Annotated in this window: 10 protein-coding genes and 1 tRNA gene; 4 read left to right on the top strand and 7 right to left on the bottom strand. The window is 65.4% G+C overall.

Annotated elements, in window-relative coordinates; translation table 11 throughout:
* The first annotated feature begins 100 nt into the window (after nucleotides 1-100).
* On the top strand, nucleotides 101-889 hold the full coding sequence (locus Q9R31_RS04940) for an SDR family oxidoreductase (RefSeq protein ID WP_397428197.1): 789 nt from the start codon (nucleotides 101-103) through the stop codon (nucleotides 887-889).
* Between the two features lie 14 nt (nucleotides 890-903).
* Here Q9R31_RS04940 and Q9R31_RS04935 read toward each other — a convergent pair whose 3' ends face one another.
* The 3 genes from Q9R31_RS04935 to Q9R31_RS04925 all read right to left on the bottom strand — a co-directional run bounded on the left by Q9R31_RS04935 (nucleotide 904) and on the right by Q9R31_RS04925 (nucleotide 3,998).
* Nucleotides 904-1,281, bottom strand: coding sequence for a sterol carrier family protein (locus Q9R31_RS04935; RefSeq protein ID WP_311261597.1), 378 nt, complete (start codon nucleotides 1,279-1,281; stop codon nucleotides 904-906).
* Between the two features lie 39 nt (nucleotides 1,282-1,320).
* Nucleotides 1,321-2,337 (bottom strand): asparaginase, encoded by a 1,017-nt coding sequence (locus Q9R31_RS04930; RefSeq protein WP_311261596.1) that lies wholly within the window; start codon nucleotides 2,335-2,337, stop codon nucleotides 1,321-1,323.
* A 74-nt stretch (nucleotides 2,338-2,411) separates the two neighbouring features.
* Entirely contained in the window at nucleotides 2,412-3,998 is a 1,587-nt protein-coding gene (locus tag Q9R31_RS04925; RefSeq protein ID WP_311261595.1) for a molybdopterin-dependent oxidoreductase, read from the bottom strand.
* Nucleotides 3,999-4,093: 95 nt separating this feature from the next.
* Here Q9R31_RS04925 and purD point away from each other — a divergent pair, with 95 nt between their 5' ends.
* A complete protein-coding gene (gene purD / locus Q9R31_RS04920) occupies nucleotides 4,094-5,410 on the top strand; it encodes a phosphoribosylamine--glycine ligase (RefSeq protein WP_311261646.1) in 1,317 nt (438 codons plus the stop codon).
* A 3-nt stretch (nucleotides 5,411-5,413) separates the two neighbouring features.
* Nucleotides 5,414-6,352: a phosphoribosylaminoimidazolesuccinocarboxamide synthase gene (locus Q9R31_RS04915; RefSeq protein WP_311261594.1), complete on the top strand. Its 939-nt coding sequence runs from the start codon at nucleotides 5,414-5,416 to the stop codon at nucleotides 6,350-6,352.
* Nucleotides 6,353-6,404: 52 nt separating this feature from the next.
* On the opposite strand, the gene Q9R31_RS04910 is transcribed toward Q9R31_RS04915, so the two are convergent.
* Complete coding sequence (locus Q9R31_RS04910) at nucleotides 6,405-7,670, bottom strand: helix-turn-helix transcriptional regulator (protein WP_311261593.1); 1,266 nt, start codon at nucleotides 7,668-7,670, stop codon at nucleotides 6,405-6,407.
* Between the two features lie 128 nt (nucleotides 7,671-7,798).
* On the opposite strand from Q9R31_RS04910, the gene Q9R31_RS04905 reads away from it, so the two are divergent.
* Complete coding sequence (locus Q9R31_RS04905; RefSeq protein WP_311261592.1) at nucleotides 7,799-8,026, top strand: hypothetical protein; 228 nt, start codon at nucleotides 7,799-7,801, stop codon at nucleotides 8,024-8,026.
* Between the two features lie 138 nt (nucleotides 8,027-8,164).
* Here the strand turns inward: Q9R31_RS04905 and Q9R31_RS04900 are convergent.
* The 3 genes from Q9R31_RS04900 to Q9R31_RS04890 form a co-directional block, all read right to left on the bottom strand.
* Nucleotides 8,165-8,241 (bottom strand) — tRNA-Pro (locus Q9R31_RS04900).
* A gap of 82 nt (nucleotides 8,242-8,323) precedes the next feature.
* Nucleotides 8,324-10,150 carry an ABC transporter ATP-binding protein gene (locus Q9R31_RS04895; protein WP_311261591.1) on the bottom strand — a complete coding sequence of 609 codons (1,827 nt, stop codon included), beginning with the start codon at nucleotides 10,148-10,150 and terminating at the stop codon, nucleotides 8,324-8,326.
* The gene (locus Q9R31_RS04890; RefSeq protein WP_311261590.1) at nucleotides 10,147-11,955 is read right to left on the bottom strand and encodes an ABC transporter ATP-binding protein; all 1,809 of its coding nucleotides are present in this window, start codon (nucleotides 11,953-11,955) and stop codon (nucleotides 10,147-10,149) included. Before Q9R31_RS04890 ends, Q9R31_RS04895 begins: the two co-directional genes overlap by 4 nt.
* Between the last annotated feature and the right edge of the window lie 49 nt (nucleotides 11,956-12,004).

Genomic DNA, 12,004 nt, shown 5'->3' with positions numbered 1-12,004 from the left:
AGCCTCTTTTCATCTTTGAACGCATCGGCCCATGTTTTCGTATTGTGAGAAAACATTTCTGCTATTCGAGATTAGCGAGAGGAGGACGTACGATGCAATTATGACCGACGCAGTCGAGGAGAACTTTATGAGCAGCCCTGAGCGAATCCGAAGGGTCGCCGTCGTCACCGGGGCAGGCTCCGGCATCGGCCGGGAGGTTGCCCGGCAGATGCTGGCCGACGGCTACTGTGTAGTACTGGCCGGCCGCCGGGAGGCGCAGCTGAAGGAAACGGCGGAAGGACACGCTGACGCCCTGGTGGTTCCCTGCGACGTGGCCCGGCCAGACGACGTCGAAGGGCTTTTCGACACCGCCCGCCGGCAGTGGGGGCGGGTGGACGTGCTGTTCAACAATGCCGGTGTGTTCGGCCCAGCCGCCGCAGTGGACGAGATCAGCCTGGAGGACTGGAACGCCACCCTGGCCGTAAACCTCACCGGGTCCATGCTGTGCGCCGCCGCGGCAGTCCGGACCATGAAGGCCCAGGAACCACAGGGCGGGCGGATCATCAACAACGGCTCCATCTCGGCGCATTCACCGCGGCCGCGGACCGTGGCCTACACCGTTACCAAGCACGCCATGACCGGCCTGACCAAGAGCATCGAACTGGACGGCCGCGCTTATGGCATCACCTGCGGGCAGATTGATATCGGCAACACCGCCACCGAGATCATGGACACCATCGGCGTGGGCTCGGGGGCGCTGCAGGCGGACGGCAGCCGCAAGGTGGAGCCCATGTTTCCGGTGGCGGACGCGGCCCGTGCAGTCCTGCTGATGGCCAACATGCCGGCCTCGGCCAGTGTGGGCTCCGTGGTGGTCACCGCGGCGGGGATGCCCTTCATCGGCCGCGGCTGACGGATCCCGAGGGGCTACAGCGGGAGCAGGGCCGACAGGTCCGCGCGCAGGCCGGACGCGGCCACCTTGCCGGCCCCGACGGCGTCCGCCCAGCCCAACTGGCCGGTTACCATCCCAAGCCAGGTGGCGGCGTCGCACTCGATCACGTTGGGTGGGGTGCCGCGCGTATGCCGCGGGCCCTCAACGCACTGCGTGACGCCGAACGGCGGGACGCGCACCTCCACCGAGTTTCCCGGCGCACGCGCCGTCAGCTCCTCCAATGAGTACCTGACGGCGGTGGCCAGGACGGTCCGCGGCAACGGAGCGTCCGACGCCGGCCGGGCAGCTTCCAGCCACGCCTTCAGCGCTGCTTTGCCTTCCTGGACGTCAATACGACGGCGGGCTACGGCCATGCGTTCGGTCTTCCTTCGGTGTCGCTTGGGGATGGGGTTTCAGTCCAGGAGCGCGGAAACAGCAGGGCCCAACCTGATCTTGCCCACCGGACGGCCTCCGCCGAGCACCGGTTCCACCACCTGCTCCAGGGCGCTGGCAACTCCTGGAATCTCCACGGCCCCCGCCGCGGCGAGGAGCGTCAGGGCCACCAGCGAGGTGGCGCGGACATTGCCGTCAAGGATCTTCACGGCAACGGAAACCCCCTGCGGCGTGGCCATCGCCAGGACCCCTTCTGCCCCGATTTTGGCGATGATCTCCAGCTCATCCATCACCAGGGTGTTGGCTTCGCCGCGGCCCTGCACCGCCCACGGGTAATCAAGCATTGAGGTGGCGATGGTGGCGGCCCTGGCGCTGAAGCTCTGGTCCCCCGGGGCCTTGGCCAGCTGGGAGTAGGCCCTGGCCAGGCCCTTGAGGGAAACTGCCGCCACGGGGGCTCCGCAGCCGTCGATCCCCAGGTGCGCAATCTTCTCGCCCGTGTATTCCTCGACGACGGTACGCACCCGCTGCTGCAGCGGATGGTTCGGCTCCAGGTAGCTGTGCGTGTCCCACCCGTTTTCGGTGCAGGCCCAGAGGAACGCTGCGTGCTTCCCGGAACAGTTGTACGCCAGCCGCGACTTCCCCTTTTCCGAGCGCACCAGCCAGTTCCGGGCCGTTTCATCCTGCGGCCACGCCTCGGGGCACTGCAGCTGTTCTTCACGGACTCCGGCCGCCTTGAGCATGCCCGCCACCACATCCATGTGGTCCAAGGACCCCGTGTGGCTTCCACACGCAATGGCCACCTGGGCGCCGCGCAGCGGAACCCCGGACTGCATGGACGCCAGCGCCTGGAACGGCTTCAGCGTTGACCTCGCGTAAATGGGCGTGTTGATGTCGCCGAGTTCAGTGACCACCGACCCGTCGGCGGACAGGAGCACGGCGGACCCGATGTGCCGTGACTCCACAAAGCCGCTGCGTTCGATCACGGCCAGTTCGACGGCGGAGTCAACAGTGAAGGTGGCATGCGGGTTATGCGGCATACTGCCAGTCTATGGGCCAGCCCCGTGGATCCCCGGGAGCACTGCACAGTACACAGCTACTGCACGGTAACCACCTACTGCACCGTGACCAGCACTGACTGCCAGCCGGAGGCGCCGTCAGGGACCGGATCGGCGCGCTGCTCCGTCTGGACCTCCCCGGTTCCGTCCGTTGCCCGGACTTTGATGTAGTGCGCGCCGGGCGTGGCGTCCCACTCGTAGGACCACTGGCGCCAAGTGACGGTGGACGCTTCGGTGGAAAGGGTGGCTTCCGCCCAGTCGCCGTTGTCGACCTGGATTTCCACTTTGGCGATGCCGCGCGTCTGGGCCCAGGCGGTACCGCCCACGGCGACCTTCCCAGCCGGTACTTTCGCGAAGGATTTTGGCACGTCCACGCGTGCCATCGTCTTGATGGGCCCGCGCTCTGACCAGCCGCGCTCGGTCCAGTAGGCCTTGCTGTCCGCGAAACAGGTGACCTCCAGGTCAACCACCCACTTGGTGGCGGAGACGAAGCCATACAGCCCGGGAACCACCATCCGCACAGGATAGCCGTGCTCCAGTGGAAGCGGCTCACCGTTCATGCCGATGGCCAGCATGGCGTCCCTGTCGTCCTGTAGGACCTCAAGGGGAGTGGAGGCGCTGAAGCCGTCAATGGACTTCGACAGCACCATGTCCGCCCCATCCTTGGGCTTGGCCCGGGCCAGGACTTCGCGGATGGGCAGGCCCAGCCACTTCGCGTTTCCGGCCAGGTTGCCGCCCACTGGGTTCGATACGCAGGTGAGCGTGACGTGGGATTCGATCAGATCGGCGTCGAGCAGGTCCTGGAAGGTGAGCGTCACTTCCTGTTCCACCAGCCCGTGCACGCGCAGTTCCCAGTCGTCAGCATTGATTTCCGGCACGCTCAAGGCTGTATCAATGCGGTAGAACTCGCCATTGGGGGTCAGCCACGGCGGAACACCGGGGACCGTGGACTGGACCCCGGCCGGTACAGCGGCTGCGGCCTTCGCCGGCGAGGGCAGGCTCAGCGCTTCCCTTGCCTTGGCGACATTGCTGCGGGCCGCAGCCAGCACCCGACCACCGGTGGCGGCAAGACCCGCGGCCACGGCAGTGATCCCGGCAGCAGCGAAGAATCGGCGCCGGCTGGTGCCTTTCCCCCCAACTTCTTCCCCGCCGTCGGCCGCTCTATCCGCCGGTGCTTCCGGCCACGGCTTCAATCCCCACAGCGGCACCATCAGGCGGCGCAGGACGACCAGCCCGGCAATGGTTCCCAGCACGGAAGGGATGGCGTCCGCGGCACCCACCCCCGCGCGGGTCACGACGCTGGCTACGATCACGGCCCCCATGAAGAGCACACCCAGGACACCCAGCGCCCATTTCCGGTAGGCCACCACGCCCAGGACGCAGGCAAGCGCCGCGATGGTCAGGCCCATGCCCACGAACAGGGCGGCCTTGTCGTTGGTGCCGAAGGTCGCGATCGCGAAGTCCTTCAACCGCGGTGGGGTGAAGTCGATGAAGGTGGACCCCAAGGCAAAGAGGGGGGTAGCCCTGGCGGTAAAGAACGCCCCGATCAGCTCCGCAACAGCAAGCACGACGGCGGCTGCCACCACGCCTGCCAATGCGGCCATGGTGGCGGGGCCTGTCATCCTGTTTCGCAGCTTTGTCATGTGTGTGGTTCGGAGCGGGCGGGAGTCCGGATGGACCGGGCGGGGGAGGACACAGCTTAGGAGCGGGAAGGGTGCACAAAGTACCCTTGGACACTGTGAAGGTACTCGTCATTGGCCCCGGAGGCCGCGAACACGCCATTGTCCGCTCCCTGCTTGCCGACCCCAACGTGTCCGAGGTCCACGCGGCGCCGGGCAATGCCGGCATCAGCAAGCTGGTTCCCACCTACAACATCAACGGCAACGATCCCGAGGCAGTTGCGGAGCTGGCTACCCGGCTCGGCGTGGACCTCGTGGTGGTGGGCCCGGAGGCTCCGCTGGCCGCAGGCGTATCGGACGCCGTCCGCGAAGCCGGGATTCCCGTGTTCGGGCCCAGCAAGGCAGCAGCCCAGCTTGAGGCGTCAAAGGCTTTCGCCAAGGAGGTCATGGCGGAAGCGGGTGTTCCCACGGCGATGGCCATGGTGGCCGCCAATGCCGAGGAAGCAGCATCCGCGCTGGATACCTTCGGCGTCCCGTACGTGGTGAAGGACGATGGGCTCGCCGCCGGCAAGGGCGTGGTGGTCACCCGCAACCGCGACGAAGCCTTGGCGCACGCCCAGTCCTGCTTCGACGCCGGCGGCTCGGTGGTCATCGAGGAGTTCCTGGACGGCCCTGAAGTTTCCCTGTTTGTCCTTTGCGATGGGCAGAACACGGTGGCGCTCTCGCCCGCGCAGGACTTCAAGCGGATTTTCGACAATGACGAAGGGCCCAACACCGGCGGCATGGGCGCCTACACGCCGCTGGAGTGGGCCCCCGAGGGACTGGTCCAGGAAGTCGTGGACCGGGTAGCGCAGCCCACCGTCAAGGAGATGGCCCGCCGCGGCACCCCGTTCGTGGGCGTGCTGTTCGTCGGGCTGGCCCTCACATCGCGCGGCACCCGCGTCATCGAGTTCAACGTCCGATTCGGCGACCCCGAAACCCAGGCTGTCCTCGCCCGGCTCAAGACCCCCCTCGGCGCGCTGCTGATGGCAGCCGCCAAGGGCGAACTGGACAAGGCAGAAGAGCTGCGGTGGGCCAAGGAAACCGCCGTCGCCGTCGTCGTTGCCTCCGAGAACTACCCCGACAAGCCCCGCACCGGTGACCGCATCCGTGGGCTCAAGAAGGTGGAGGAGCTCGACGGCGTGCACGTCATCCACGCCGGAACCGCCCTGGATGAGGAAGGCAAGGTGGTGTCCGCCGGTGGGCGGGTCCTGGCCGTTGTCGCCCTGGGCAGCGACCTGGTGGAGGCACGCGAGAAAGCCTACGACGGCATTGAGCTGATCAAGCTGGACGGATCGCAGTTCCGCACCGACATCGGACGCAAAGCCGCCCGCGGGGAAATCAAGGTGCCCTACGGCGCCACAGGTTCCATGCCCATCGTGAAAGCAAAGGCCTGACCCATGACTGCAACGCCAGAAAACCGCGGCTACGCCACCAAGACCCTGGACCTGCCCGGCTGGACCCACGTCTACTCCGGCAAGGTGCGCGACCTTTATGAGCCCGCGGACGAATCGATCCTGCAGCGCCTTGGCCAGGACTGCGTGCTGGTGGTGGCCAGCGACCGCATCAGCGCCTACGACCACGTGCTGTCCAGCGAAATCCCCGACAAGGGACGGATCCTTACCCAGTTGAGCCTCTGGTGGTTCGACCAGCTGGGCGTGGAACATCACGTACTGGGCTCCACGGTGGAGGACGGCGTGCCGGCCGAGGTGGAAGGCCGGGCCATGATCTGCAAGAAGCTGGACATGTTCCCGGTGGAATGCATCGCCCGCGGCTACCTGACGGGTTCCGGCCTGCAGGAGTACAAGGCTTCCGGAACGGTGTGCAACATCCCGCTGCCCGACGGCCTGGTGGACGGATCGCGGCTCGAGCACCCCATCTTCACACCATCGGCCAAAGCGCTGATCGGTGAACACGATGAGAACATCACCTACGACGCCGTGGTGGCGCTGGTCGGCGACGACATCGCTGCCCGCCTCAGCGAGCTGACGCTGAAGATCTACACGACGGCGGAGAAGATCACCCGTGAGCGCGGCATCATCCTGGCGGACACCAAGGTGGAGTTCGGCTACGACGCCGTCTCCGGGTCAATCACCCTGGGCGACGAAGTGCTGACCCCTGATTCCTCGCGTTTCTGGGATGCTGGCACCTATGAGCCCGGCCAGGCCCAGCCTTCCTACGACAAGCAGTATGTGCGGGACTGGCTCACCTCAGCCGGGTCCGGCTGGGACAAGTCTTCGGACACCCCGCCGCCGGCGCTTCCCGCTGAGGTAGTGGCGCGTACCCGGAGCCGTTACGTCGAAGCGTACGAGAAAATCACGGGAAAGACGTTCTCCTAGCCCGGCCCCAGAAGCCAGGTAAGCCCGCTTTCGTGGGTTTACCTGGCTGCGCTTAACTGGCTTTGGCGGCAGCTGCGGCGCGTTTCTGCGCCAGCTTGATCTCGAGGATCGCGTCCAGCGCCTGTTGAACCCGGTCCTGCGCGCCGGCAGCGGCGAAGGCCTTTTGGGCGTCCTCGAGATGCACCAGTGCTTCGTCGGTGTCACCGGAAGCTTTGAGGGACTTGCCCAGGAGAAGGGAAACTTCACCCGCAGTGTGCTTGGCGAGCTCCGCACGCTCAGCGTGGATCTCCCGCAGCTTTTCGACGGCGGCGACTATGTCCCCGGTCAGGTACAGCCAGCGGGCGCGGATGAAGGCGACTTCCAGCTCATCACTCTTGGTTCCGCCAACGATCGAGAAGGCCAGTTCAGCGCGCTCGATCGCTGACAGCGTCTCAGGCTCCACAATGCCCGACGACAGGCGAACAGCTGCTGAGGCCTTATTGAACCGGGCCCACAATTCGATGTCATTGGCGGGGGAGAGCAGGCGGGCCGCCCGCTCGTGGTGCTTGACGCCTTCCGTGTAGTCGTGTCGCATGAACGCCACGTTGCCGATCACCCAGGCGACCTCGCCCGCGAGCTGGGACATGGCGTGCTCGTCCACCTGGTCCAACAGAGCCTGGCAGTACTTCCAGGCTTCATCCAACCGGCCACTTTCGGCCAGTGCACCGATCAGGATTCTGTGGGCACCGATAAGCACCGTCGAACCACGAGGCAAATTGACAGAGAGCCTGACAGCTTCCAACGCATGCTCCACGGCGATGGCCAACTGCCCCTGGCCGTGGCACACGGCGGCCAGCATCTGCCGGGCACGCACGCCGAGGCCCACAGACTCTGTGGCCATGGGGTGCTCAAGGAGGCGCTCGACGATCTTGCGGCACTCCTGCAGATCACCCTGCTTCATGAGGCACTCGGCCTGCATGTAGGTCATGTTCCACCAAGCGCTGGTGTTCTTGCCGTCAAGCGCAATTTGGGCGGCAGTGGCAGCATGGGTGGCAGCCAAGGGATAGTCGCGCAAATCCCAGGCCTGGCGGGCATAGAGCCCTGCCAGCACGTACTCAGCGTCGCTTACGGAAATCGGCTGGCTCCAGGCCTCCAGTGCCTTCGGTGCAAGCTCCAGCCGGCGCGCGAGTTCCTCGATGACTTCCGCGGTAGGTTCCCTGCGGCCCGTCTCGAGCAGAGAAATGTAGCTGGGTGAATACAGGTCCTTGCCCAGTTCGGCCTGCGTCAGTCCACGCTCAAGGCGCTCCGCCCGGAGCTTTTCTCCGAATCCGTTGCCCACGCGTTTCCTCCTTCTGGACACTTGGGCTGCCGAATGCTTGACAGTCCCTGTGGAAAATATTTTACAATGTGTGTCAACAAGGACAGTGCTGGCTTTGTAACGAATCCGACTCGTATTGAGGAACTTATATGTTGAAGAAGATCGCAACCGCGGCCGCCTTGGCTGGGGCCCTGGCTTTTTCCGCGGCGGCTCCGGCCGTCCTGTCTGCAGGTTCCATCGCCGATAACTCGGGTACGTCGGTAGCTATTGGTAACTGGCCTGATCCTGCTTCCACCAAGGTGAAGAAGGACAAGAAGACCGATACCACTGACGCTGCCGTCGTCACCTACATCGGCAACTGGCCCGATCCCGCATAAACAGCTTCCTCTCACCAGGAGGCGAGGATGGCCCCGGAGCACCAGCTCCGGGGCCATCCGTTTTAACCGGGAGAGTGGAGCCTGTGACCAGAACGAGATAAAAAAGAGGGCCTCCGCAAGGAGACCCTCTTTTCGTTATGGTCGGGATGACAGGATTTGAACCTGCGACCTCTTCGTCCCGAACGAAGCGCGCTACCAAGCTGCGCTACATCCCGATCCGCTGCAAAAGCAACTTTACAAGGATAGCCGACTCAGGCCCTGGATGCGAAATCCCCGGTGGCTGACCGAAGAAGCCGGTCAGACCAGGGAATCCTTCCATGCCCCGTGCAGGTCGGCGAAGCGGCCGCCTCCGCCGATCAGTTCCTCCGGCTTGCCGTCCTCCACGATCCGGCCGTCGTGCACCACCAGGACACGGTCCGCCGTTTCCACGGTGGACAGGCGGTGGGCGATGATCAGCGCCGTCCTGCGTGCCGCGTCCGTCCCGGCGAGCAGGCGGGCCAGCCCGGCCTGCACCAGGCGCTCGGACGGGATGTCCAGTGAGGAGGTGGCCTCATCCAGGATCAGCACCGCCGGCTGCGCCAGGAAGGCCCTGGCAAAGCTGATCAACTGCCGCTGGCCCGAAGAAACCCTGCCACCGCGCTTGTTGACGTCGGTGTCGTAGCCTTCGGGAAGTTCAAGGATGAACTCATGGGCGCCAACGGCCCTGGCGGCCTCTTCGATTTCGGCGCGTGATGCCTCCGGCCGGCCCAGGGCGATGTTGTCCGCCACCGAGCCGCTGAACAGGAACGCCTCCTGGGTGACCATCACGATGTTCCGGCGAAGGTCGGCGGTGGCCAGGTCACGGAGGTCCACGCCATCCAGGGTCAGCGTGCCGGAGGTGACGTCGTAGAACCGGGCGATGAGTTTGGCCAGGGTGGACTTTCCGGCGCCCGTCTGTCCCACCAGCGCAACGGTCTGCCCGGCCGGGATGTGCAGGTCCAGGCGGGGCACCACCACGGGACCGTCACCGTAGCGGAACTCGACACCATTGAAGTCGATGCGTCCCGTGGCGCTGGGCAGGGCCACAGGGTTCTTTGGGGGCCGGACGGTGGGCACCTCTTCGAGCAGTCCGGACACTTTTTCCAGGGCTGCCTGGGCGCTTTGGAACGAGTTGTAGAACATGGCCATCTGGTCCACCGGCTGAAAGAACCGCTTGGTGGAGAGGATGAGGGCCAGGAGTACGCCCACAGCCAGGTCGCCGCCCAGCACCCGGAATCCGCCGAAGAGCAGGACTACGGCGACGCAGACGTTGCCGATCAGTACCAGGCCCGGCTGAAAGATGCCGTTGAGGTTGATGGAGCGGACGGTAACCAGGCGGTAGTCCTCGGCGAGTTTTTCGTAGGTCTCGGAGTTTTCCTTCTCCTTGCGGAAGGCCTTGACGGCGCGGATGCCGGTCATGGTTTCCACGAAATGCACGATCAGCCGGGCGGAGACCACACGGGACTCCCGGAAGGCGATCTGTGAGCGCTTTTGGTACCAGCGGGCCAGGAAGAACATCGGCACGCCCGCTGCCAGCACCAGCAAACCGCTTCGCCAGTCCAGCGCGAAGATGGTGACGGCGGTAAATGCCATGAAGAGCATTCCCGAGGCCAGGGAGCTGACCCCCGAGTCGAGGAGTTCGCGCAGCGCCTCCAGGTCTGAGGTCTGCCGGGCAATGATCCTGCCGGAGGTGTACTTTTCGTGGAACTCCAGGCTGAGCCGCTGGGTCTGCCGGAAGACGCGCACCCTCAGGTCCAGCAGCATCGCCTGGCTGAGCAGCGCCGTGGAGGTGACATACAGGGCGGTGAGTCCCGCCGTCGCGATGGCTGCCAAAAGGTAGGCGACGCCGGTGAGCACCAGGGGGAAGTTGTCGCCGGCCCGGAGGGCGGGCAGGGCGTGGTCGATCCCGAACGCGATCAGCGCCGGACCGGCCACCCGCGCGGCCTGGGACAGGACCACCATGGCGATGGTCAACCAGAACCGTACCCGCACGGGACGGATGAGGGACCCCAGCAGGGCGAGCGACCGCCGTCGTACAGCCCGGCTGTCGCTCTTGCTGAGGTGCGGATTGTCTTCGTTGGCGGTGCCGAACGTTGCGGTGCTCATCGGGTCACTTCCTCAGCCTGGTCTTCAAGCGCCGACAGTTCGGAGTCCAGGTCCCGCGGCTCCCGGTCGAGGCTGGCGATGACGTAGCGGTAGTGCTGGTTGTGGGCCAGCAGCCAGGTATGCGTTCCGACGGCGGTGATGCGCCCTTCCTCCAGCAGCGCCACCCGGTCCGCGAGGGCCACGGTGGACGGCCGGTGGGCCACGATAAGGGTGGTGGTGTCCTTCAGGACCTCGCGGAGGCGCGCCTCCACCAGTTCCTCTGTGTGGACGTCCAGGGCGGACAACGGATCGTCCAGGACCAGTACCCGCGGACGCGCGGCGATGGCGCGTGCCAGGGCAATTCGCTGCCGCTGACCGCCGGACAGGCTCAGGCCTTCCTCCCCGATCAGCGTGTCCACGCCCTCAGGCAGGGAATATGCAAAGTGTGCCTGTGCCACGTCGAGGGCTTCGTCCAGGACCTCCTCCGTGCGGACCGGGGCGCCAAGAAGGACGTTGTCCCGCACGGAATTTGAGAAGAGGGTGGTGTCCTCGAAAGCCACACCGACGATCCTGCGCAGCTCCTCGACCTCGAAGTCCCGGATGTCGACGCCGTCAATAGTGATGGCACCCCCGGTGACGTCATACAGGCGGGGCACCAGCTGGATCAGCGCACTCTTGCCGCTGCCGGTGATGCCCACCAGGGCCATGGTCTCCCCGGGCTGGATGTCCAGGTTGATGTCCCTGAGGATGGGCTTGTCCGGTGCGTCCTCGAAGGCGAAGGTGGCGTTGTTGAAGCGCAGCGCCCCGGTAAGCTCGCCGGGCCTGCGGGGCTGGGCCGGGCTGGTGACGGTGTTCGGCGTGTCCATCACTTCGTAGTGGCGGTCGACGGCGGACTTGGCCGTGAGTGCCATGGCCAGCAGCATGCCGGAGAATTCCACGGGGGAGGCGATGACTGCGGCTGTGGCGAAGAACGCCACCAGGGCGCCGATGCTCAGTTGGCCGCTGGCGCACAGCATGACTCCCACCACCAGGCCGGCTCCCAGGGCGAGTTCGGGAAGCAGGGTGACCACCATGGTGAACGTTGCCTGGTGGCGTGCCTTCTCGATCTCGGTCTGGCGCAGTTCCTCCGCCTGCTCGTTGAAGTTTTCCAGGGCTTCCCTGCTGCGCCCGAAGGCCTTGAGTACGCGGATGCCGTGGACCGATTCCTCCACGGTGGTGGCAAGGTCGCCGGCCTGGTCCTGGCTGCGACGCGCCACCTTGCTGAACCGGGTACGGAACCGGAAGCTGTTAATGGTGATGGGAACGGCGGCGGCAAGGAAGATCAGGGCCAGCTGCCAGCTCATGGCGAACATGGCCACGATGCCGATGATCACTGTCAAGGTGGTGACCACCAGCATGATGGCGCCAAAGGCCATCCAGCGGCGTAGGAAGTTCAGGTCCGTCATGGCCCGGGACAGCAGTTGGCCGGAGCCCCACCGGTCATGGAAGGAGACGGTCAGTTCCTGCAGGTGGTCGTAAAGGGACACCCGCATCCGGGTTTCTACGGTGGTGGCAGGGTTGATGACGAACTGCCGCCGGAGCGCTACCAGTCCGGCCTCGGCGATGCCCAGGACCAGGATGAGGGCGGCCGAAACCCAGACGTCCTTCGGTGTACCCCCGGGCTGCAGCGCTGTGTTGACAAGGACCCGCAGCACCTGGGGAATGGTCAGGGCCACGATGCTGGCCAGCAGAGCGCAGAGAAGCCCCAGCAGCAGCCTGGGGATGATGGGCCGGACATGCGGATAAAGACGGCTGATGGATCGGAAAAATGGAGTCTGCTTGGCCATGCCCGCTTCTCAAGCTCTAAAACGAATGTAGTTTCCTCTGGCAACTACC

It is taken from the genome of Pseudarthrobacter sp. BRE9, from assembly GCF_031844305.1.
Lineage (GTDB): Bacteria > Actinomycetota > Actinomycetes > Actinomycetales > Micrococcaceae > Arthrobacter.
This window is presented reverse-complemented; position numbering and strand designations above follow the sequence as displayed.